21 protein-coding genes are annotated in these 23,411 nt (G+C 41.9%); 15 read left to right on the forward strand and 6 right to left on the reverse strand.

Annotation, left to right across the window (positions count from 1 at the left end):
• The first annotated feature begins 15 nt into the window (after nucleotides 1–15).
• The 6 genes from DKT75_RS15410 to DKT75_RS15435 all read left to right on the forward strand — a co-directional run bounded on the left by DKT75_RS15410 (nucleotide 16) and on the right by DKT75_RS15435 (nucleotide 4,068).
• Nucleotides 16–1,341 carry a leucine-rich repeat-containing protein kinase family protein gene (locus DKT75_RS15410; RefSeq protein ID WP_109824329.1) on the forward strand — a complete coding sequence of 442 codons (1,326 nt, stop codon included), beginning with the start codon at nucleotides 16–18 and terminating at the stop codon, nucleotides 1,339–1,341.
• A 36-nt stretch (nucleotides 1,342–1,377) separates the two neighbouring features.
• Entirely contained in the window at nucleotides 1,378–1,587 is a 210-nt protein-coding gene (locus DKT75_RS15415; RefSeq protein ID WP_109824330.1) for an RNA-binding S4 domain-containing protein, read from the forward strand.
• Nucleotides 1,587–2,186, forward strand: a complete 600-nt coding sequence (locus DKT75_RS15420; protein ID WP_109824331.1) for a Crp/Fnr family transcriptional regulator — start codon at nucleotides 1,587–1,589, stop codon at nucleotides 2,184–2,186. The genes DKT75_RS15415 and DKT75_RS15420 overlap by 1 nt, the downstream gene beginning before the upstream one ends.
• A gap of 79 nt (nucleotides 2,187–2,265) precedes the next feature.
• A complete protein-coding gene (locus tag DKT75_RS15425; protein WP_109824332.1) occupies nucleotides 2,266–2,892 on the forward strand; it encodes an NAD(P)H-dependent oxidoreductase in 627 nt (208 codons plus the stop codon).
• Entirely contained in the window at nucleotides 2,889–3,338 is a 450-nt protein-coding gene (locus DKT75_RS15430; RefSeq protein ID WP_211665454.1) for a DMT family transporter, read from the forward strand. The genes DKT75_RS15425 and DKT75_RS15430 overlap by 4 nt, the downstream gene beginning before the upstream one ends.
• A 1-nt stretch (nucleotide 3,339) precedes the next feature.
• Nucleotides 3,340–4,068 carry a GNAT family N-acetyltransferase gene (locus DKT75_RS15435; protein WP_109824333.1) on the forward strand — a complete coding sequence of 243 codons (729 nt, stop codon included), beginning with the start codon at nucleotides 3,340–3,342 and terminating at the stop codon, nucleotides 4,066–4,068.
• Nucleotides 4,069–4,093: 25 nt separating this feature from the next.
• Here DKT75_RS15435 and DKT75_RS15440 read toward each other — a convergent pair whose 3' ends face one another.
• Nucleotides 4,094–4,855, reverse strand: a complete 762-nt coding sequence (locus DKT75_RS15440) for an IS5 family transposase (RefSeq protein ID WP_211665455.1) — start codon at nucleotides 4,853–4,855, stop codon at nucleotides 4,094–4,096.
• A gap of 311 nt (nucleotides 4,856–5,166) precedes the next feature.
• Between DKT75_RS15440 and DKT75_RS15445 the strand changes: the two genes are divergently transcribed.
• Nucleotides 5,167–5,757 carry a hypothetical protein gene (locus DKT75_RS15445; protein ID WP_109824334.1) on the forward strand — a complete coding sequence of 197 codons (591 nt, stop codon included), beginning with the start codon at nucleotides 5,167–5,169 and terminating at the stop codon, nucleotides 5,755–5,757.
• Between the two features lie 167 nt (nucleotides 5,758–5,924).
• Here the strand turns inward: DKT75_RS15445 and DKT75_RS15450 are convergent, their stop codons facing one another.
• Together DKT75_RS15450 and DKT75_RS15460 are read right to left on the reverse strand one after the other, a co-directional pair.
• Nucleotides 5,925–6,695, reverse strand: a complete 771-nt coding sequence (locus DKT75_RS15450; protein ID WP_109824335.1) for a competence protein CoiA — start codon at nucleotides 6,693–6,695, stop codon at nucleotides 5,925–5,927.
• 375 nt (nucleotides 6,696–7,070) lie between these two features.
• Nucleotides 7,071–8,246: an aminotransferase-like domain-containing protein gene (locus DKT75_RS15460; RefSeq protein WP_109824337.1), complete on the reverse strand. Its 1,176-nt coding sequence runs from the start codon at nucleotides 8,244–8,246 to the stop codon at nucleotides 7,071–7,073.
• A 110-nt stretch (nucleotides 8,247–8,356) separates the two neighbouring features.
• On the opposite strand from DKT75_RS15460, the gene DKT75_RS15465 reads away from it, so the two are divergent.
• Both DKT75_RS15465 and DKT75_RS15470 read left to right on the forward strand, forming a co-directional pair.
• The gene (locus tag DKT75_RS15465) at nucleotides 8,357–9,226 is read left to right on the forward strand and encodes an AraC family transcriptional regulator (RefSeq protein ID WP_109824338.1); all 870 of its coding nucleotides are present in this window, start codon (nucleotides 8,357–8,359) and stop codon (nucleotides 9,224–9,226) included.
• Nucleotides 9,227–9,525: 299 nt separating this feature from the next.
• The gene (locus tag DKT75_RS15470) at nucleotides 9,526–11,919 is read left to right on the forward strand and encodes a right-handed parallel beta-helix repeat-containing protein (RefSeq protein ID WP_109824339.1); all 2,394 of its coding nucleotides are present in this window, start codon (nucleotides 9,526–9,528) and stop codon (nucleotides 11,917–11,919) included.
• A 61-nt stretch (nucleotides 11,920–11,980) separates the two neighbouring features.
• On the opposite strand, the gene DKT75_RS15475 is transcribed toward DKT75_RS15470, so the two are convergent.
• Together DKT75_RS15475 and DKT75_RS15480 are read right to left on the reverse strand one after the other, a co-directional pair.
• Nucleotides 11,981–13,861 (reverse strand): response regulator, encoded by a 1,881-nt coding sequence (locus DKT75_RS15475; protein ID WP_109824340.1) that lies wholly within the window; start codon nucleotides 13,859–13,861, stop codon nucleotides 11,981–11,983.
• 3 nt (nucleotides 13,862–13,864) lie between these two features.
• Entirely contained in the window at nucleotides 13,865–14,686 is an 822-nt protein-coding gene (locus tag DKT75_RS15480; protein ID WP_109824341.1) for a phosphate/phosphite/phosphonate ABC transporter substrate-binding protein, read from the reverse strand.
• 363 nt (nucleotides 14,687–15,049) lie between these two features.
• Between DKT75_RS15480 and DKT75_RS15485 the strand changes: the two genes are divergently transcribed.
• A complete protein-coding gene (locus DKT75_RS15485; protein WP_109824343.1) occupies nucleotides 15,050–15,295 on the forward strand; it encodes a hypothetical protein in 246 nt (81 codons plus the stop codon).
• Nucleotides 15,296–15,591: 296 nt separating this feature from the next.
• Complete coding sequence (locus DKT75_RS15490) at nucleotides 15,592–16,686, forward strand: 3-deoxy-7-phosphoheptulonate synthase (RefSeq protein WP_109824345.1); 1,095 nt, start codon at nucleotides 15,592–15,594, stop codon at nucleotides 16,684–16,686.
• Nucleotides 16,687–16,787: 101 nt separating this feature from the next.
• Here DKT75_RS15490 and alaE read toward each other — a convergent pair whose 3' ends face one another.
• A complete protein-coding gene (alaE, locus tag DKT75_RS15495; protein WP_211665456.1) occupies nucleotides 16,788–17,201 on the reverse strand; it encodes an L-alanine exporter AlaE in 414 nt (137 codons plus the stop codon).
• Nucleotides 17,202–17,498: 297 nt separating this feature from the next.
• On the opposite strand from alaE, the gene DKT75_RS15500 reads away from it, so the two are divergent.
• The 4 genes from DKT75_RS15500 to DKT75_RS15515 all read left to right on the forward strand — a co-directional run bounded on the left by DKT75_RS15500 (nucleotide 17,499) and on the right by DKT75_RS15515 (nucleotide 23,346).
• The gene (locus tag DKT75_RS15500; protein ID WP_109824347.1) at nucleotides 17,499–19,175 is read left to right on the forward strand and encodes a sensor histidine kinase; all 1,677 of its coding nucleotides are present in this window, start codon (nucleotides 17,499–17,501) and stop codon (nucleotides 19,173–19,175) included.
• Entirely contained in the window at nucleotides 19,172–20,506 is a 1,335-nt protein-coding gene (locus DKT75_RS15505; protein ID WP_109824349.1) for a sigma-54-dependent transcriptional regulator, read from the forward strand. The genes DKT75_RS15500 and DKT75_RS15505 overlap by 4 nt, the downstream gene beginning before the upstream one ends.
• Before the next feature lie 59 nt (nucleotides 20,507–20,565).
• Complete coding sequence (locus DKT75_RS15510; RefSeq protein WP_211665457.1) at nucleotides 20,566–21,768, forward strand: ABC transporter substrate-binding protein; 1,203 nt, start codon at nucleotides 20,566–20,568, stop codon at nucleotides 21,766–21,768.
• Nucleotides 21,769–22,038: 270 nt separating this feature from the next.
• Complete coding sequence (locus DKT75_RS15515; protein WP_109824573.1) at nucleotides 22,039–23,346, forward strand: ABC transporter substrate-binding protein; 1,308 nt, start codon at nucleotides 22,039–22,041, stop codon at nucleotides 23,344–23,346.
• Nucleotides 23,347–23,411 lie beyond the last annotated feature (65 nt).

Here is a 23,411-nt window from a genome sequence, read left to right on the forward strand (position 1 = left end):
TTGGAAACCGCTATTTTGCACACTATTGCTGATCTCAAAGCCGGAAAATATGACGGCCAAACACACCTAAAAATATCAGAAAACCTATCTGAGTTTCCTACTGAAATTTTTCAGCTTGCTGAAACCTTAGAGGTTTTAGATCTGTTTGGTAATAAGCTAAGCGAGTTACCTGCTGACTTTGGCTGCTTGAAAAAGCTTAAGATTGTTTTTCTTTCAAATAACGACTTTGAAGAAGTGCCTTCAGTATTAGCTGACTGTCCAGAACTAACGATGATCGGCATCAAGTCTAATAAAGTAAAAACAGTGCCTGAAAATTCACTCCCTGTGAATACGCGTTGGCTAATCCTAACGGATAATCAAATTACTAAGCTGCCCGACTCAATGGGCCAGCTGACCAAACTACAAAAATTAGCACTCGCAGGAAACCAGTTAACCGAACTGCCTGAGTCGATGGCTAACTGTCGTGCGTTACAATTGGCGCGTTTATCTGCTAATAACCTGACTGCTTTACCTGACTTTTTATTACAGTTACCAAAACTGGCATGGGTCGCTTTTTCTGGCAATCCATTTTGCAAAGAGTTTGAATTAGAAGACAGCTTGCCTGTTGTTAGCATGGATGACCTTGAAACCCACGAAGTGCTAGGGCAGGGCGCGTCAGGTGTCATTTCTCGTGCGACATGGACTAAACCACAGCAAGGTTTAGCTAATTCAGACCGTACCGTGGCATTGAAAGCTTACAAAGGTGAAGTCACCAGTGACGGTTACGCGCTTGATGAGTTGAGTGCTTGCGTTGCTGCTGGAAGTCACCAAAACTTAGTTGAAGTCATTGCTAAAGTTGAAAGCGACAAGCAGTTAGGCTTAGTCATGGCGTTGATTAACCCTGAGTATACCAACTTAGGCGAGCCACCTACCTTGCAAAGCTGTACCCGTGACCATTTTGATGATGAGTTCATGGTGACGGTATCAGCAGTCGTTAAAATCGCTAAAAGTATCGCTGATGTCATGTTGCACCTGCTAGATAAGGGCATCAGCCACGGTGACTTATACGCACACAATACCTTGGTTAATCCAGATGCAGATGTGCTGTTTAGTGACTTTGGAGCAGCATCGAACTATGCCTCATTACCAGAAGCTCAAGCAGCTTCATTACAAGGTGTTGAAGTACGTGCATTTGGTTGCTTGTTGGAAGATTTATTAGGCAGTAGTTGTGACAGTGACGAGTGTCCTGAGTTATTTGAGCCACTAGTGTTACTGAAAAATCGCTGCATGCACCCTAAAGGACTTTCACGTCCTAGCTTTGCCGAAATCAAAGCTGACCTCGATGCAATTGAATTAACCTAAGAACGACAGATTACGTCGCTAAAATAAGAGAAGATTATGGAAGAGTTTAAGTTAGAAAAAGATGACTATATCGAGTTAAACAACCTATTAAAAGTGACTGGCTTAGTTGATAGTGGTGGTTTAGCTAAAAGCTTGATCGCTGACGGTTATGTCAAAGTAAACGGTGAAACTGAGTTGCGTAAGCGCTGCAAAATTTATCGTGGTATGGAAATCGAGTTTGAAGGGCAAAAGGTCTCTGTTGTTTAGTGAGTGATGGACTCGAACGTTCTTTAGCGCTCGCTCAACTGGAGAAAAGCCTTAATGGTTATTACCCCTTGAGTGAGGGAACGTGGTTAGAAGTGCAGGACATTTGTCGTGTCAGGCACTTAGAAAAGCACGACGTCTTATATCAAATGGGCGTTGTTCCAACGACGTTTGCAGTGGTTTATAAAGGTCTATTTCGTGCGTTTGCTAGCGACGTGAAAGGTCACCAATATAATAAAACGTTCTTTGAAGAAGGGCAGTGGCCTGCTGCAATATCGGCGCTACTCAAAACAGAAGCCTCATTGGTCACCGTTGAAGCTTTAGAAAACTCGGTTATTTTAGAGATTAACTTTGCTGACTATCGTCGCTTATTAGAAAGTCATCATGACTTAGCGCTCATGCAAGTTCACTACCTTGAGCGCAACTGGCTACTCGCCAAAGATGCGCGTGAGATTGCACTTGTTCAAGAAGATGCGGGTCAGCGTTATCAACAGTTTTTACAAGACTTCCCTCGATTGGCAAAACGTCTCACGCAGTATCATATTGCGTCGCACCTCGGTATTACGCCGACACAGCTCAGCCGCATTCGAAAAAACCAATAATTATCAACCTATGTAAATGATCGGCAGTGTCAGTCTAGTTATGCTTCTTTCATCGAAACCATGAAAGAGAATACAGACGATGGATATTTTAAACGCATTACAGTGGCGTTATGCCGTACAGCAGTTTTCAAATGAAATATTGGATGATGCTGAGGTTACGTCGTTATTGGAAGCGACTCGCTTATCGGCGTCATCATTCGGCTTGCAACCGTATCGTATTTTGCTTGTCACCTCGCAAGCACTTAAGCAGCAACTCCTTGAGCACTCCTATGGTCAAGACAAGGTTGTGAATAACTCACATCTGTTGGTCTTTGCTGCTCAAACATCGACAGCTGACTCATTGGTAAATGACTATGTGGCGCGTGTTAGCGAAACCCGTCAAATACCAACATCCGATTTAGCAGGTATGGAAAAAGCATTCAAATCAACACTTGGGTATAAGACACCCGAGCAGTTGTTAGAGTGGGCGCATCACCAAGTTAATATCGCCTTAGGTAACCTACTAACCTGTGCTGCGATAATGAAGATAGATACTTGTCCAATGGGCGGGTTTATTCCTGAAGCTTACGACGACGTGTTGGGGCTTAAAGCGCAAGGGCTGACAGCATCGGTCGTGTGCGCGTTAGGTAAGCGTCATGAAGCAGATAAGGTCGCGGCTATACCCAAGGTGCGTGTTCCTTATGCTGATATGGTGATCGAGGTATGAATATGTCGGTATTACCTGTGTTTGCCTTTACAGCTGGGGCTGCGATTGCGGTTCAAGCAGCTATTAATGCACAACTTGGCGTGGCCTTAAAAAACACCTTATTGGGCACGTCGGTTGCCTTTCTTTGTAGCTTTTTCTTATGTGCGTTGGCAGTCATGTTTTTTACTAAGCAGTTTCCATCAATGGCGCTTCTTACTAGTGTGCCTAGATATTTGTGGTTTGGTGGCGTCTTGAGTGCGACTGGTGTTGGGTTGTTTTACTTTTTAATACCGAAAATGGGTGTTGGTTCGCTGATGTCTTACGCACTAACAGGGCAGATTATGATGGCAATGTTAGTTGGTCATTTTGGGTGGTTTGAGTTACCTGTAAAAGAAATAACAACGACGAAGTTTATCGGAACGGCAGTGTTAATTGCAGGTGTATTACTTGTGAACTGGGAGTCTTAAAATGATAGATCAAGATGCGCTTAAAAAATTGAATATTGATAACTTAACTAGTCTTTGGAAAAAGATGAGCGGTGAGGTTTCATCTCAAGAACCTTTAAGGAAATGTACTGAATGGCCATATCGAGTTTGGGTAGATTGGGGTGACTCTACTACTCATTTAGAAACGTCCTTTGTTGATTTACCTAAGAATGCGGTTGTCACTGTTTGGGGTAACGTAGATAAGCCAAGTACCTTGGAAGAACTGCTGCTGAAAGCATCTTGGCCCATTTTATTTACACAAGTGGCAATGGTATTAGCGTTGGATGAATACGCTGTGCCTGAGTCTAAAGTGATGCCATTACGAGAGGTTAAAACTACCTATGACCTTAGGCGTTGGGTAGCAGTGGCTAGTGCATCATTTGGTTATCAAGTTTCAGAGTCAGTTATTGAGAAACTGACGAATGATGACAGTATTAAGTTATTGTTTTTAGAGCGTGAAGGGGAAGTGGTAGCGACGGCTTTATTATATAAAACAGGCGGTGTCATCGGTATTCATCAAGTGGGCGTGTTACCAAGTGAGCGTGGTCAGGGTTTGGCTTATGAGGTGATGTTGCAGGTGATCAAGGTCTGTAAAGAGTGGAGGGGGCAGTATATTTCGTTACAAGCTTCAGCGATGGGCTTGTCTACTTATCAACGACTGGGCTTTGAAAGTCAGTTTGAAATACGAAATTACTCGCGAGCACAAATTTAATGGCAGTCTAGGCTCCGTTGACGTTTTATCTAAGCCATAAAAACACAGAGGCTAAACACAGCATCCCCTTGTAGTTTATAGCTTTTTTCTCGTACCTGGTCGAAATTCGACGATAGTATTTCAGCTTTCCAAACAGGCACTCAACCGTATGTCGCTCTTTGTAATGCCAAAAATCGCAGGAAATATCATCTTTCCTGTTCGATTTGGGTGGAATGACTGCTTTTATTCTATGCACTTTTAGCCACTCCCTAAGTTCATTAGTATCATAGGCTTTATCGGCTAAAACAGCCGCTGCACCAACACCTGTAAGCAATGGGATAGCTTGAGTGCATTCTGCCGTTTGACCGCCAGTCAAAATGAAATTAAGTGGTAAGCCATGAGCGTCACAAATAGCATGAACTTTACAGCTAAAGCCACCTTTTGAGCGGCCTAATGCTTCCTCATCAGCCGAGTTTTTCTTATATCCTGCGGCACAAGCATGAGCACGATTGACGGTTCCATCAATAGAGACATCCTGTAAATCAGCCTGTTGAGAGAAAGTTTTTAATAGTAAATCCCAAGCCCCATGGGCACACCAACGGGAATAACGTTTGAAAACGCTATTCCATTTACCTTGCTCGGGTGGCAGCATCCGCCACTCCATTCCGCCTCGTAAAATCCATAACACAGCACTAATAAACGTCCGACACTTATCTAAATTGCCGACTTGTATTTTAGGTAATGTCAATAATACTGGATTGATCAACGCCCACTCTTCGTCGCTGATTGTGGCTCTTTCTATGCTCATTTTTCTGCCTAAATAAATGGCATTTTAGTACCTAAATAGTTTATTTGGTAAAACGTCAACGGAGCCTAGGCTTGGTAAGGATAAAAATTTCTAGAATTGAAAGTGTTGGGGGATAACCGTATACAAGCTAATGAGCGAAATAGTGCCTAAGTCTCTACCTCACTGTAAGCGATGAGAGGTATTATAAATAGGGTTAGAAGTAACATGCCGAAGTGTTAACCACCAGTTACGCACTTGTTTTGCTCTATATGAGGAAGAGTGTTTATAAATCCAATTATGTTTAGTCATTTGAATAATTAACAGGTGAAAAAATGAGTTACACAGCTAAATTAATCGTTAATGAGATAGAATTTTCTGTCGACCTACCAGAAGATTTGGTTGATTCGTTGTCGGAAAATTTTAAAAAAGGTGATGTAGTAGAGTTAGACTATTGGAAGTCAAAAGGAGTTGCTAAAAGCTTAGCCTTAGCAATACCAACACCGGATCGCCCAGCATCATATAGCCAGATTAATTATGCTGAAAGCATAGCTAAAGCACTAGATATAGATCTCCCTGAAGATATATCAAAAGCAAAGTCCTGCAGAAACTTTTTAGATAAATATGTTGAAGCTTTTCAGGAGCAGTTAAATCAAAAAAAGACATTGCAAAAGTTAGTAAGTAAGGCAGTTCGGACTAGTAGACTACTAGAAGCCAGTAAACTGGTCGATTCTGGGTTAAGCCTTGAAAGCGTAGCTGAACAAATGGAAGTGAAATTGACCAAAACCATTGAAGACTATCTTAGTGAGTTGATGGCTTGGGAGAAAACAGCATCTGAAACTGAGGAGTATAGGATTGTTATGAAACTAATTGCTGAAAAAGAGACTGGCGTAGACTTACACAAAAAATATGTGCCTTACCCCTAACAAAATACGTCAACTATGCCTATGCATTACAGAATTATATCCGTAAGAAACGCGAAAACCCTGCGACAGTCACGCGAATAGTTGTTTTTTAGCCTATAACTGAAGACAAACCGTCTTTTAATGGCGGACGGGCGTGTAGGATACGCATTTTTTATTACAAAATTTTCTCACCACCATCGACCTTGTTTGTCGATGTAAATATAGCAATCAGGGACGTTCACAGTACCTCCTGACCAGGAGCCTTTATGTCTTCTTTCAAAGTCAGTATCAAGTTGCACAGGTGCCCCGAGCCTAGGCGTTTTTACGCTCTTTAAGGTTTTATAATAACCTCCCGCAGAGCACTCTTCTCCTCCTGATCCGAACCACGATGAAGGTTCTACATAAGTCTTATATTCTGTGAAATGAGCAGGGACTATAGTTAATCCCTGCTGCCAGTAATAAACTCTTCCGTAATAAGTGGCGTGACACCATTTTTCCCATGCTTTCGGTTTGTACTTATCGCTTCTTAGGTTGTCATTAAATAACGCCAGCCATAAAACATGAATGCCTAGTTTTTTATACCTCACAGTGCGTTCAATGATTTTATTAACAGTGAGATTGCTTCGTTGAATTTCAACTGCGACAGGTACATTGTTTATTTTGAAAAAAACGTCTGAAATAACGGTTCCGAAATGTTTTTCAACATCAACATCAGTTACATTTTCTGACTTTGAAAGCAGGTCGTAAATTTCTTCTTTACACCTCCTATGAGCATCTGATTCACCTTTACCATGCTCGCACGTGGAGGGAGGCTTATGTGCAAAATGATGAGCTTTAATGCTTCCTTTCCTTAAACTCACTTCCCTTCCGCAATCTGGACAAGTAAAGGGGGTATCAAGTTTGTTGCTACTTCTAGCAAACACCTTCTCACCATCTATCTTTCTAATTCCACATAACATGTTATGTTCTCCATAAATTAATAAATGGTTTTAACTAAATTTCTAATGCCGATTATATCTAGCTCTGAACGTTATTTGCACTATGTTTGTTGGTATCTCGTAGGGCGCTCTCAATGGCTTTAGTCATCAGCGATGCCTTAAAATTACCGCTTTGTAGGTATATCAGAGCCGATCTCAGTTCAACATAATTCAGGTTATACGAAGTTGTTATGTCGAGTTTAGTTCCGTACTTTAGTGGTCTGGACAAAAGCAACACAGCCCCAAAAGCGCATCTCGCTTTCATCGCTTATCACTTTGAAAGTCGGCTTGAAATACGAAGTTACTCTCGAGCACAAGAGCACAGACTTAATGACAGTCTTCACTCGACTAAGTTAATCAACGTGCGATATAACCAAGCGTAGAAACCAGCGTTTGTTTCAACCGAGAAATACCCTCCCGAATAACCTCCGGTTCGTTATGACTAAAGTTAAGTCGTAACGCTGTTTGAGGTTTGGAGCTAGACGGATAAAACTCAGCACTAGGAACAACCGTCACACCATTTTCAATAGCCGCTTTCGCCACTTGATAAGTATCGCAATCAGGCAGTTTTAACCATATGAACATGCCTCCTTCAACAGGATCAAACTGGTAGCCACTACCTAGTTCGCGGCAAAGCACATCAAGCTCATTAGCTAAGGCTTCATAATGTGTTGAGTAGCGTGCGACGGTATCAGCAAGGTGTTGCTCAAATGCCGAATGCTCAAGCACAGCCAAAGCCACGCTTTGTGTTAATGACGCTGAGTGTAAGTCGGTTGCTTGCTTAACTTTGTCAAACAAGGGTAGCCAGCGTTTGGGCATGATCAGTGCCGCAACTCTTAAGCCAGGCGCAAGTATTTTTGAGAACGAGCGTAAACAAATGGCTACCTCAGGGCAGAAGCTAGAAACCAATGGCAAACTCGTTCCAGAAAAGCGTATGTCACGATAAGGCGCATCTTCAATTAACAATACTTGATAGCGTATGCACAGCGCGGCAACGGCTTGGCGTTTCTCTAGCGACCAGCAGCAACCCGTAGGATTATGAAAGTCGGGCACAGTATAAAAGCACTTCACATCGCCTGCTTTAAAGAGGTCTTCGAGTTGTTGTAAGTTTGGCCCGTCTGACTCTTGAGTGACGCTCAGTACAGTTGCCTGAGCGATAGCAAATACTTGCAAAGCACCTAAGTAGCTTGGGCTTTCGGTCACGACCTTATCGCCATGCCCTAAAAACACCCGAGCACACAAATCAATCCCTTGTTGTGAGCCAGTAGTAATCATGATTCCATGTGTTTCAGGAACTTGAAAACGTGCGTGTAAGCACGAAATTAGCGGTGCATAACCGACGGTGGGTGCGTATTGGAGTAGTTGCTTATCCGCAGCGATTGCAGGCATTACTTCTTCAAGTATCTGTGTTGGAAACGTCTCGGGGCAGGGTAAGCCGCCCGCTAAGGATATGATGTCGACATGGTTCGCAAGGTTAAGTATTTCACGAATATAAGACGGTTTTAAATCGGCGATAGCAGTTACGGGTGTCATAGGTTTTTGTCGGTCATTGTTGTTCGGTGACGACTAATACTACGCCTGACTAGCGTTATCAGTATGTCTGTCTATGCTGTTTGATTTGTCCATTTATGCTTTAATAAGATATGACAAATACCGATCATGTTTTTCGAATCAATGAAGTTTTAAGTTTTATCCATCGAGATATTACGGCTGACTTACAGGCAAAAAAGCTTGCTGAAATTGCTGCGTATTCTGAACAACACTTTCATCGTTTGTTTAAGCAAGTGGTTGGTGAGCCTGTACATCAATATGTACGGCGTACTCGTTTAGAAACTGCTGCAAACCAATTGATATTTTCGCCTCAACTCACTGTGTTAGAGGTTGCAGAGAACTGCGGTTTTCAGTCTTTATCTTCATTTAGCCGTGCTTTTCGCGAGGTTTATAATGTGCCGCCGGGGCGTTGGCGTTTGGGGAATCGAGATGATAAACAGCGTCATTACTTATCCGACCCTGAGCTTCATGAGGCTTATCAGCGTTTAGCGCAGGTCGAGTTACCGACAGCGGAAATCGTGAATATTCCAGCGTGTCATGTGGCTTATGTTCGTCACCTTGGCTATGGGCGCTCGATACGTCAGTCATGGCAAATGCTTAAGGCATGGGCGGATAGTGAAGGGCGCTCGGTCGATGTTCAGATTGGCTTACACCACTCTAATCCTGCGTTAGTGCCGCTAGAACAATGTCATTATGTGGCGTGCATTGGAATTGATGAGCCAGTGATTCGTCGCGGGAGAGTGAATAGTGTGACTATTCCAGGGGGCTTGCATGCGACATTCGCAGTTCAGGGAAAGTTTGGTGAGCTGCTGCCGCGCATTAGTAAAATTTGGGAAGAGTGGCTGCCTCAGTCAGGCTATGTGGCAAGAACAACACCTGCGTTTGCTCGGTATACAAAGAACCAGTTTTTAAGGACAGATGATCAATTTGACCTCGTGTTTTATTTGCCGATTGGTTTTTAGCAGGCAGTTCTTATTTCATGCTGCTTGAAGTTGGTAACGCTTACTTCGTGTATATGTTGCTGTAGATGGAAAAGTGAAGCCACTTATCTCTTTTATTTCATTCTTGGTCAGTCCCACGGTGGTTGAAATTAGCCACTCGGCTATCGTCACGGATTAGTGCTTAATGAGTGCTAATCACGAGTGCCGCAAAGTCGATAACAAATACAAGGCTGTCGGTACTTACCTAAAACTATGAGCGACAAGGTTGTCGTTTAGATGGCTCTGCGAGTGTCATCACCAAGGATGGAAGTAAAAAAAGAATGAAAAGATTCAATCTATCGATCAAGTTGAATTGGATGTGCTCGCTGGGTTTATCTCTACTACTCACAGCGCCAGCCTCTCATGCTGCTCTGACCGATTATACTGAGGTACAGCAGCAAGCTTATCAAACCATTGCACAGTCACTGTCTGAGCAAAATGAGACGGCTTTAACCGCTGAACTTATCGAACCTGTTACTTATTGGGTTGATGCCGTTAACGGTATTGATGATTTTGCGCGAACTGGGCAAATTGATCAGCCATGGAAGTCTATTACATGGGCGTTTAACAATATTCCATTTGCTAATGATACTGCGAATATTGTTGTGAGAGCCGGTACTTACTCTCCAGCCGTGCTGTACGTCGGTCAAGAGCGTGGAGGTAATGCTGAAGAGACGTTACCCTTTAACCTCATCGCTTACCCAGCTGATACCGTCGTGCTTGATGGTACGAATGTCGCAGACAATGGCGCAATGATCTCAATTGCTAGCGCGAGTAATGTCAGTATTTCAGGTCTACAAATCAGTAACATTACGGGTACTGGTAAGTCGGCTATTTACATTGCTAACAGCGATAAGATAACGATTTCAAACAACAGTATCCATGATTCACAGTGGACGACAGATACTGTCGCTGCGATTTCACCAACACTCGCTGATCGCTTAAATGGTGTGGCTGTTGTTGGTACGAGTACTGACATCACTGTTGAAAATAACAACCTATACAACCTTGTAACAGGTTACGGCGAGCCGATTTTGGTGCTTTCGCCAGCGGTCGCAACGGTTAGTAACAACATCACTTATGGTAATGATCCTGAGTTCTTTGAAAATCAACAGTACTACGTAAGTACGGCAGGTGATGATGACTTAGGTATCGGTACCTTAGAACAGCCTTGGCAGACAGTTCATAAAGCATTGTTTAGCATTCCTTTTGGTGAAGATAACGCAACGATCAATATTCGCGAAGGTACTTACCAAATACCAACGGCGATGTATTTCGATGTTTCACGTGGTGGTGCTGATGGTAAATACTTCACCGTAAAATCTTATGAAGGTGAAACTGCGGTTATTGATGGTGGTTTGCTAACGACTGATTTCGGCGCAATGGTGTCGGTGAGTAGTGGCGCGTATGTTCGCATTGAAGGTTTAAGCTTTACTAACTTAACGGGACCAAAGTCGGGTATTTACATTACTGGCTCTAGTCACCATGTTGCATTAATCGATAACAAAATTTTCGGTATGACATGGGCAGATGATGAGGGTGAAGATGAGTCTGCACCAACGCCATCAGACAACTTAAACCCAATTGCGGTGATTGGTAATAACGCGACGACACCACTCAGTGACATCATCATTCGTGGAAACGAAATGTACGATATCGTGCCGGGTTATAGCGAAGGTATTAAGATTGTTGGTAACGTGACTAACTTCCTTGTTGAAGATAACGAAGTCCGTGACATCGCTAATATAGGTATTGTTGCCGCAGGTAATTACACGTGGGTATTGGATGACGCGGGTGTGTTGATTCCAGCAGACGTAAACCATGCTCGTAACGGTATTATCCGTAATAACGTCGTGTCTAATGCGGTGTCACCGATTGCTAACTCAGCGGGTATTTACCTTGATGGCGCACATAACGTGTTGGTTGAAGGGAATACCTCTCACAGCAACTCTGTGGGTTACTCGATAGGTAGTGAGCAGCCAGGAACAGCGCAAGATAATACGCTTAAAAACAACGTTGCGTATGACAATAGCGATGCTGGTTTAGTAGTTGGAACAGTACATGCTGATGCAACTGTTGTGGCGACGTTGGTCGAAGGTAACGAGTTTAAAAATAACTATCGTAAAGGTGGTTATGGTGGTGAAGTAACTATTCAGCAAGTTGATGGTCTAGTTATCCAGCAAAACAGTTTTGAGTCATTAACGGATGTAGTTATCGTGGCGTCACAGCCTGCGACTAACATCACTATGAATAACAATACTTATAGCAGTTTGTCTGCTGACCCTGATGCCTTGGTCTTTGATTGGGGTGGTATTACGGGTACTTCGTATATTGGTTTAGATCAGTTCCAAGCTCAGACATGTTTGGACTTAAATAGTGCTTATGAAGGTTCGTTGACGGAAGCGACTAATACGACACTGACTCAGTGCTCGACCGGTGAAACTGATGATGAGGTGGTTGAAGAGGTCATTGAAGAAGAGGTTACCGAAGAGGAAACTACTGATGAAGTAGTGGACGACTCAGATGATCATAAAAACAAGCACAATAAAAAACATAAAAATAAGAACAAAGATAAGAAGAATAGAAAGAACGGAAAAAATAAAGCTAATCGTGCGAAGAATGATGCAGAGTGGGATGAGCGCTGGGAAAAACGCCAGAGCCAGAACAGTAAATAAGTAGCCGCTTTAGTTGCCTACAACAGCTTTGTTGTAGGCAACTTTTCATTATCGTTGGTAACTAGTTACTATTTTTTTCGTATCGTCTGATCATCTCAAAAAGAGTAGGTGGGTCGAATGGCTTACTTAAAAAATCATTCATTCCTGCTTCAAGGCACGCATCTCGATCTGAGTTTTGAGCGTTGGCCGTCAGTGCAATAATCGGAATATCATTCCCTGATTGACGAATGTTACGGGTTGCTTCAAAGCCGTCCATAATGGGCATTTGGCAGTCCATCAGAACCAAGTCGAACTCACTATTTTGGATCTCATCCAATGCCTCAATGCCATTATTAGCAATAGTCACTTTACAGCCTTGTTTTTCCAGAAGTTTACGAGCAACCATCTGATTAATCTTATTATCTTCGACTAATAGTATGTCTGTAGACAAACCATCTAAATTTTCTGCGTGCATCGATTGCTTGGTTTGGTTCTGCTCGTTATAAGCTTCACGAGTTGATGTCTTAAGTTTGAGAGTTGCCCAGAAACAAGAGCCTTCACCAAACTGGCTTTTGACACCAACTGCGCCATCCATTAATGCTGCCATACGTTTTGAAATGGCTAAACCCAAACCCGTACCACCAAAGCTACGATTGGATCCGGTATTAACTTGAGAGAAGTCAGTAAACAACTTACCCAAGTCTTCAGGATTAATACCAATACCTGTATCAGAAACACTAAGTTTGATGGAGGAGCCATTCTTTTGCTCAAGCTTTAGAGACACCATCCCACGAGACGTAAATTTGAGTGCGTTGTTAAGGTAGTTATTCAGTATTTGTTTAATTCGAATATCGTCGCCTATGAGGTAGCGTTGCTCCAAATTGACTATTTTTACGTCCAGTAGCAGGCCTTTGTCTTCCATTATAGGCCGATAAAATAACGCTACATCTTTGATAAGAGCTTCTATGTCAATGACATGGCTATTCAAAGAGAACTGCCCTGCTTCGATTTTAGAGAAGTCCAAAATATCATTAATGATGGTCGTTAGAAGCCCAGATGACTTACGAACAGTGTCTAAATGCTCTGCATCTTCTTTACTAAGTTGGTCCTGATCCATGAGGTTTAACGAGCCGATCATACCGTTTAATGGTGTACGAATTTCGTGACTCATCAATGCCAAAAACTCCGACTTTGCGCTACTCGCGACTTGAGCTCGTTTACGTGCTGCTGTCATTTCCTTGGTGCGATCAATAATTTTATTCTGCATCGTTTTCATAGCGTAATGCAGGTGTTTTAGTTCATCACCACGAAAGCTGCTTTTATTTGTATTTATAGGATTTTCGTGGGCAATTTCATTGGCCGTTTTAGTTAGATCATTTAACTGTCGGGTAATTCTATACCCCAAAATAATCGCAAATAGAGTACTGATCACCAGCGCTAAGAAAGCCAAAATATAGGTAATGAAGCTGCTTTCCCTAACTGTTTGTACACTTTTACTTATGTCATAAATGAATCTAACTTCACCTATAATTTCGTCATCGATTGTTATCTTACGGCTAAATCGAATGAAGTTTCGACCAGCAGCGACCAAACTACTGTAGAGGTTAAAGTTAGTATCGCTTAAAAAATCAGGTATGTTTTCGTCAACTTTGTCAAAGTGAACAACGTCTGCATCGTTTATTTGCTCTGACAGTATCTCGCCTGACACCCCAAGTACCTGTACCGCGGCAATGCTTTCAATTTTAGTGAAATTAGTTGAGACATCATCAAGAGTAGCTGTGTCGTTAACCAGAAGAGGGGTCTTGATAATCTCTATAAAAATATCGGTCGCAGCATGAATTTTTTGTGTGACGAGTGCTTCTGAAGTACTTTTTAGCGAAGAGGTGTTGTACATCACAATCAATAAAATAAAAAATGCTTCAATCAGAATGAACGACAGAACAAATTTATAGCGAAAAGACATAGTTTAATCTCTGTCGACAATATCAAGCTTTGCAGATAGCTCGCGAATGACTGAGAACTCATCATTGCTAGTACTGATTAGCTCTTTAATGTTTAATAAGGATTTCAACTCAAGAGGCATCACCAATAGCGCTTCAACGATTTTCTCGCGGTCTGCATCAGGCATTGCCGGATTAACTGCGATTGGATGGCTAGGGTAAGCAGCAGTGTGATAAACCGCCGTTACTTTGTTCTTATCAGGCCCAGCTTTGAAGCTATTAAATGTTCGTTGAATACCCCCGCCCAGCTGACCAATGTCCCTTGCCACACCTTTGTAGACTGAGTCGTGAGAGTTAACGTATTTGATCTTTCCTGACGTTGCTAAGTTAATACCAAACTTAGTCAGTAGTTCATATTTGATCAACAACGTTGCTGCAAAAGCGTTTGGTGACGGAAACAAAAACTGCGTCTTTTCATCCATGATCAACGCTTTCATATCGGGCTGATCCTTTTTCATAACGATGATGCCTTTAATGTTTTTAGCAGCACGAACAACGGCACGATAGTCTTGACGCTCATTGGCAATAGTGAAGTGATAAGGATTCATATAAGCAAGGTCATAACCACCCGAGTAGAGTACCTTTTCAAACTCACTAATCGACTTTTCAGTTTTTAGAGATACTTTAAATCCAGTTGTTTCAGATAGGTAAGTGACAACTGGTTTCCACGATTTAAATATTTTCACTGGGCTTTGCTGTGGCACGATACCTAGTGTGTATTCTTTTGCTTGCACTGACAATGACCATGCAAAGCAGCACGATAAAATACCTAAGAAGATAAGTTTCATAGTTCCTTTATCCTGATTTTTATAATTTTGTGGAGAGGCCAGTTTTCTCTAAGCCTTCGTTTCAGTATCAGTGAACAATGACAGCTTGCGCCATGCTATGGCCTGAATGAAGGTACTTTTTATAAACAAATTAGGTGATTAAAATTGAGTTAATGGCTTTAATTAATGGTTTTTTATTGAAGAGGTAAGCTATTTTTTTAACCAGTAATTTCTGCTTCAAAATAGTGCTTTATTTTTATACTTATTTTTAATTGTTTTCAGTGGCCTGAGAATCTTACTAAAAACGCTATAGTTTATGTGTAAATTGTATGCTATTTTTCAGCACTATAGACTGAAAAAAGGCCATAGAGGAGGTGCTGATTTATGGGTTATAAAGTAAGCACTAAAAGTGGGCGAACTTACCGTGCTTCAAAAATAGAACACAAACCGGGCTTTCTAGAAATGCACTGCTGGGACGGTGAACACCGCATACCAGCAGGTGAAGTGACTTACATAAAATCAACAGGTTTTGGCCAATCTGCCAAGAGCGTTTTTCCAGGTTTTTTAATGTTTTTTATCTTATTTGTCATTTTTTTCTTAGTGATTGTTAAAATTTTTGCACCGTATTAACTGTCCTCTGGCATTCAAAGCCGTTTATCTTGCTGCATAATTAATTAAAAAACTTTACTTGCATGCATTTCTGAAATTGTTATAGTCGAAGCATGAACACATTAAACACACAGCGATTTATGAAGCCAGTCGAGCAATCTGCCCTTAACGGGACGGGTTATTTCTGGCTGGGTTATTTTTACGTATTTAACGAATAGATCGCTACGTAAATTGTGTAGGCGGTCCTGGACCGCCTAAGAGAGAACCCCGATAGGCAGTCTGCTTATCGGGGTTTTTTTTGGATTGAGGAAAAGGAAATGAACAACAATATTTTAGAGGACTTGAACGTGCTAAGTACAGAACGACTAGTTACACCAGCTGAGCTTAAAGAGATTATTCCAGTCTCAGAAGCGGGCATGAAAACCGTCACAGAAGGTCGTAAAACGATCAAACGTATTTTGGACCGTACCGATCCGCGTTTATTCCTAGTGGTTGGGCCTTGCTCTATCCATGACCCAGAAGCTGCAATTGACTACGCAAAACGACTGCAAGTTCTGGCAGAAGAAGTCTCTGATACCCTCTACTTAGTTATGCGTGTTTACTTCGAAAAACCTCGTACTACGGTAGGTTGGAAAGGTCTGATTAATGATCCACACTTAGATAACTCTTTCGATATTGCTGAAGGCTTAAGTACAGGACGTAGACTTCTGACTGACCTTGCTGAGATGGGAATACCAACATCGACAGAAGCGCTTGACCCTGTTTCACCTCAATACTTGCAAGACTTGATCAGCTGGAGCGCAATTGGTGCACGTACGACCGAGTCACAAACTCACCGTGAAATGGCATCTGGTTTATCGTCTGCAGTTGGTTTCAAAAATGGCACGGATGGTGGTTTAACCGTCGCCCTGAATGCACTTCAGTCAGCTTCTGCACCGCACCGCTTCCTTGGTATTGACCATGAAGGCCAAGTTTCTGTGGTTCATACTCGCGGTAATCAACACGCACACATTGTATTGCGCGGTGGTAACAAGGGTAGTAACTACGATGCAGCAAGTGTTGCAGAGTGTGAAACGGCAATGGAAAATGCAGGTCATACCGCCAACATTATGATTGATTGCAGTCATGCAAATTCTGATAAAGACCACAACCGTCAGCGTAATGTTATGCAAGATGTAGGACAACAGATTGAAGAGGGTAACGACTCCGTGATCGGCTTCATGGTCGAAAGTAATATCGGCGAGGGTAATCAGAAGTTGACTGATAATCTGGACGATCTTAAATATGGCGTATCGATTACCGATGCTTGCGTAGATTGGGAAACGACTGAAACGATGATTCGTGACTTACGTGTGCAAGTGAAGGATGTTTTGACATCACGCACAGTTCAGTTGGCGAAGAAGGTTGCTTGATTTAACCTGACATTTACATTGAAAGCACCCGCATACCACTTGGCCTAGCGGGTGCTTTATCAATTTAATACCAGTCATTTTAGGTGTGTTTTTAAACGTACTTAGGGTGTTGTAACCCCAGTCCAAGCACGAACCTTCTCAAGGTAGAGACCAAAAGGACGGCTGATGACCAACATAATGAGCGACACTGATGCCATTAGAGTGAGTATTTCACTGCCATCTGCACCCGCTATGACAAGCGTTATCGCATAGATAGGAAGTTGGAAAGACATGAATGCAAGGCTATCGATAAGGGTCTTGCTCCAGACGTTTGTTGGGTTGGTGACTTTGAAGGCCCAGTCACGCCATACCCCATAAGGGCGGCCTGTTAATACCATCATTGGGATCATGATCAGGCGCGTTGTCAACATTTCGCTAAAGGCCATGCCGGCAATAAATATTTCTGTGGTTGCTGCGAGAATAGTGAAGAAGACGACTGTGGCGACAGTGTCGATGATGAAGCTGCGCATTTTCATTGAGTTGGTTCATTTGAGGTGTTTAGAGTCGCGAGGCTATCGACTCTCTAAATTGCTCAAACCCTATCATGCCCATTAGGTGATAAGTAGTCTCATCAATTTAATGCTGATTTTGCAGCACGATATTCTGTTACGGCTGGCGAAATGCTTACTCGATCCGCTTGTTACTCTTTGGTTACTTATTAAATATAGAGCGGTAACCGCTCATGTCTTGTGTTAGTGTTAGCTTGAACTTGGTGTTTTCTGTCTTTTATACCCCGTTAATAAGATGTTACACCGAATACTTGGAGATGATTCTTGAAATCTTACTTACACCAATTAACGTTGGTGAAACGTTATTTGTGGGTGTCTTTAAGTCTCACAGTCATTCCACTCGTCATTATTGTTGCGTTGTATGATGGCCACAATGCCTCCCTTGCTAATCGTCTGCTGCTTGAAAAAACAGAGGGAGAGATTCAAGCAACCGTTGTAAAGCTAGAAAGTTTTATCGACGTTCAAATCAAAAGGCTAAATGACCTAGCAGACCTGCAAGTGTTTGATAGTGTGTTTAACCGACAACTTCAAACACCTATTTTTTCTGAACAGTTGTTAGATTTTTTATATTTTGAAACTAGTGATGTCGATATATATAGCATTGAATTCTATGATGACAATGGGCTGTTTTTGTCATCCCTACCAAAGTCTAATGAAAAGGTTAACTACCTTCGTGAGTCAGGAACTCAAGTCGACCTAGTCACTGTGTCTGACCCAGTTTTACCGAGTTCTGGAAAGCCTGGGTGGTTTCATATTTATAAACGTGTGATTCGTAGAGCTGAAACGATTGGAACTATAGCCTTGAAGGTTAGGTTGAGTTCATTAACTGAAAAAACAGCCTCTCTTTATCATGCTGGTATCTACGAACCTGTCATTTTTACGCCTAATAAGAAGTCATTAAATACAGTCGGCACTGTCATAAATCATGAAGTTTCGCTCATTAACTCCCAGACCTTTATGGCTGGTTGGCATATTGGTTTAAAACAAAATAGTCAGCCGGTTGTGAAAACAGGAGTTAGGCATTGGTTACTATTTTTAGTGCTGCTAATGGCGGTCGGCATTATTTCACTTTTTTTAAGTATGTCCCGACGATTGGCTAGCTGGGTAATTCCGTTAAGTGATGGTGCTAGAGCGATCTCAAGAGGAGAGCTAAACGTCAAAGTAGCAGAGGATGGACCGGGAGAGTTAGGTATGTTGGCACGTTCGTTTAATGATATGAGTGATCAGCTAAGCTCAATGATCGAATCACGAGTAGATGTAGAACGAAGAGCGGCACTGGGTAATTTAGCGACTGGAATAGCGCATGAAATTCGTAATCCATTAGCGACCATAGGGACAACGGTTCATGGTTTGATTGGTTCTGAAAAGAGCCCAGAACGAAAAAAAATGTTAGAGGCCGTGGATGACGAAATCATACGTACGGATGCAATCGTAGAAGAGTTCATGAACTATGCGCGTCCACGTGAACCAAAAATGGAAACAGTCTCGATCAGTGACGTCTTTGATCATGTAAAAATATTGGTTTCAGCAACCGCTTTAGAGTCAGACGTTGAAATTAATTTGTTAGGCCAACGGTCTTTAATGGTGTTTGCTGACTTAGGGCACTTAAGGCAAGTATTGATGAACATTATTTTCAATGCATTGCAGGCTATGCCAAATGGGGGGCATTTACGCTTAAGAGCGGTGGCCAAAGGAGATGTTGCTGAGATTACTATTTCTGACACAGGTATCGGTATAGACGCTGATAAGTTAGCAAGCGTACAGCAGCCATTTTTCACCACTAAAAGAAGTGGTACAGGTTTAGGTTTATCAATATGTGCCCAATTGATTCAGTCCAATAATGGCTCATTAGATATTGATAGCCACCCAGGGGTCGGTACAACCGTCACCATAAGCCTCCCTTTGTTAAACAGTAATGATTTAGAAGGTGGCAATAAATGAGTTCAATAAAATGCTTAATTATTGATGATGAAGTTCAGTTGGCAAAGTCACTGTCTTACACGTTAAATTTGTCTGATATTAGTTGTATTGAGGCATATGACGGGAGTAGTGGTTTAGAGGCGTTGCAAGAGCATCGACCAGATATTGTTTTATTAGATTTAAGATTACCTGATATGTCGGGCTTGGAAGTATTAGCAAAAATAACTCAGTTGAGTTTAGACATTCCTGTGATCATGATTTCGGCTCATGGACAAACCAAAGATGCGGTCAGTGCGATAAAACAAGGTGCTGTTGATTACTTAACTAAACCATTTGATGTTGAGGATCTTGTGCGGTTAATCAATAGAACCTTGACTCAAAAGCGTTTGACTAAAGAGGTTCAGTATCATCGTAAGAAAGTAATATCTTCACAAACCTTAATTGGTGAAAGTCAGATTATGCGAACGTTGGTTGCTGACCTAGAAAATATAGCGAAAAGTAAGGCTAGAACCATTTTACTCAGTGGAGAAACGGGGGTTGGTAAAACTATTGTTGCTAAAGAAATCCATAATAAATCAGACAACAAAAACTCACCCTTTGTAGAGATTAACTGTTCATCATTACCCGAAAACCTCATTGAAGCAGAGTTATTCGGTGTAGAAAAAGGTGCTTACACCGGAGCCAATTCAACGCGTGTTGGATTAGTTGAAGTAGCAGAAAAAGGCACACTATTCTTAGATGAAATAGGTGAGCTCCCCTTAAATTTACAAGCTAAGTTATTAACGTTATTGGAGTCTTGGACCTACAGAGCCGTTGGTTCAACGCGAGAAAAAAAGGCCGATATTCGTGTCATTGTAGCGACAAATCGAAACCTTGAAGAAAGTGTAGAGAAAGGTGAGTTTCGGAAAGATCTATTTTTCAGGTTAAATATTATTCCTATTGAAGTACCTGCATTACGCTATCGAGGTGATGATATTTGGTTGCTTGCAAACTGCTTTGCCGAGCGTTTATCAAGTCGTGAAGGGTGTTTGCCTTTGGTGATGCCTAATAATATTCGAGTCATTTTTGAAAAATATGATTGGCCTGGAAACGTTAGAGAACTAAAAAATATTATTGAAAGATTAACGATCTTATACCCGAATAAAACGATCATACCGGCATGGTTGCCGATAGATCTAAGAGGCTCTCCCAGTAAGAGCGATAACATTAAAGATGCCATCCATGATGCTGAAAGGGAGTTAGTGCAGAGAGCGTTAGGAGAATGCGATGGCAAAAAAGGGTTAACGGCTGAAAAACTAGGTATCTCTCGTCATGCATTGAAGCGTCGTATACAAAAACTAGGTCTAGAGTGATTTATCCGATGATGAAACTAAGAAATCAAAACTGTCTGAGGTTGCTTCTGTATTGTTTGATGACATTTCAATTATTAACAAATGCTGTAGCTGCTACCGATACAACCACTGATGTTGTGAAAGTCGGCTGCTTGTATCCGCTGATAGGGCCCGGCGGACTATACGGTCGAGACAGTGTTGCCGCGATTAAAATTGCTTTAGACGACTTAAAAAATTCAACTCAATATGATTATCCGACGTTAGAAGTTTTGCTGGGTGATACCCGTTCCAAGTCATTGCGAGCGGTACACATTGCCCGTGGTTTTATCAAGGATGACAATGTCGACTTTTTGTGTGGTGTAGTGAGTTCAAAAATCGCATTAGAAGTGACTGAAGTTGCAAAAGAAAATGAGGTGTTTTTTATTGGTACAGACCATGCATCACCGCGTTTGATTGATGAAATGTTACATCCTTATTATTTTCGAGTTAGCAATGGAACAAGGCAATCCATGCAAGCTGGGGCAAAATATATTAAACAAAACTATTCTCACAAACCTAACTTAAAAATTGCTTTTATTGGCCCAGATTATGATTACGGTTATCAGGCATGGGAAGACTTGCGGTTTTTCTTAAAAAAAGAAAAAGTACCGTTTGAAATTGTAGGTGAATACTGGCCAAAATTATTTGAAACAGACTACTCAATCTATGTACATGAGTTGAACGCAAGTCAGCCTGACATCGTTGTAAATGGTCATTGGGGACAAGACTTTGTTACCTTTATTAAACAAGCTAAGCCTTTAGGTTTGTTTGATAATGCCAACATTATGAATTTTGATGCGGGTGGTAACTACGCAACCTTAGTGGCGATGGGAGACGATATGCCAATAGGTTTGGTTTTGTCCGCTAGGCATCATGTTAATTGGCCTGAAACAGAAAAAAACCGACATTTTGTAGAAACCTTTAGAGAGCGAGTAGGGCGATACCCAAGCTATGCCGCAGAAGGTGCTTATGCCGGTATCATTGCTATTGCTGAGTCTGTGCGCTTAGCGTCCAATAAGAATGATAAAGATCAGATACGGCATAACTTAGAAAACTTAGTCGTTAATTTGCCTGAGGATCCCGCTGGATTTTCTTCTCATATGGATCCTGTTAGTCACCAAATACTACAAGTCCAAGCTATAGGGAAAACGGTTCTCAATAATGAATATAAACCCGCCAAAGTACTTTTGGGTGATTGGTTTATACACTTTCCTAGTAAGCAGCTTCCTGCTGTATCCAACTAAATAACTCCCTTTTTAAGAAGCAGCGCTCGCTTTATATAATCTCAGATGAGCGGCTACCGCTCGTACATAATTATATTTCGAGCGATAACCGCTCGCACTTATTCTTCTTTTAGCTCAATGTAATAATAAGTTATTTTAAATCAGTGGTTTATGTTTTTATTACTGGTTGGCATGTTGTTTGCAATGTTTATTAGTAGTACAGAAAAGAGCCGTAAAAAGCTGTTTATTATTTTCAGTATGAAGACAACATATTCCGAGGAGGAATTGATCATGCAAAACAATACTCAAGTCTTGTCAAAGCGCACATCAATCTGGCTAGCCATTTTGGCTGTTTCGAGTGTCGCTGCCACTTTTTCAACGCAAGCTGTCGCAGATGATAAAGAAGTGAAGCTCGGCATAGTTACATTCTTGTCTGGTGGAGCCGCTGGTCCTTTTGGTATTCCGGCTCGTAACGCTGCCGAGTTAATGGTCGAATCAATTAACGCGGGTACAGTCCCAGCGCCATACTCGGCTAAAGGATTAGCGGGAGCAATGGTGACGCCGATTTATGTCGATGAGGCGAGTAAGCAGAAAGTTGCTGATTATAAAAAATTAGTCCAGAAAGATAGCGTTGACGCAATTGTTGGCTATATTTCTTCTGGAAGTTGTAAAGCTATTGCGCCAGTCGCTGAAGAAGAGAAAAAACTAACGGTACTCTTTGACTGTGGCACACCGCAAATCTTTGAAGATATTGTGACAGAGCCGAAGTACGTTTTCAGAACAGCAGCACACGCGACAATGGATAACGTCGCCGCCGCTAAATATGTTTTGGATACGCACCCCGATGCAAAATCGATTGCCGGTATCAATCAAAACTACGCGTGGGGACAAGATTCTTGGCGTGATTTCTCAGCATCAATGGCTGTACTTAAAACTGATGTGACCACCACAACGGAACAATTTCCTAAAATATATGCAGGTCAGTACGGCTCAGAAATTTCTGCATTATTGACGAAAAAGTCAGACATTGTTCACTCTAGTTTTTGGGGTGGAGATATGGAAGCGTTGGTTATTCAAGGTGGCGGTAGAAGCTTGTTTAAACGTAGTCAGGTAGTGCTCACTGCAGGTGAAACGGCTATTGAAGGCTTAGGCGCACAGATGCCTGATGGCACAATCATTGGTGCTCGTGGTCCCAATGGTCCGTTAGCGCCAGATAATGCGTTAAATGATTGGTTCCAAAAAGCGTATTCAGATCGTTATGGATCAAGCCCAACATACCCTTCATACCATATGGCACAGGCGATTTTAGGTGTTAAAGCAGCAATGGATAAAGCTGGTTCAACGGATCAAGAAGCAGTAATAGCAGCACTAAAAGGCTCTACGTTTGAATCTCCAAGCGGCACGGTTTCTATGGCGTTATCTGATGGTCATCAAGCGATTCAAGAAACGGCTTACGGTACTTATAAGTTTGATAAAGAGACTGGTAAGAGCACGTTAGTTAACATCAAACGTTATGCCGCAAACTGTGTTAATCCTCCTGAAGGCACTAAAAGTATCGACTGGATCAAATCTGGTTTTAAAGGTGCTGACTGCAAGTAAATAAATGTTCGCATTTTAGAGCCTCTCTTTCATCAGCAGTTATTTCATTTTTACGATGTAACTGC

Origin of the sequence: Leucothrix arctica, assembly GCF_003172895.1 — a bacterium.
Classification (GTDB): Bacteria; Pseudomonadota; Gammaproteobacteria; order Thiotrichales; family Thiotrichaceae; genus Leucothrix; species Leucothrix arctica.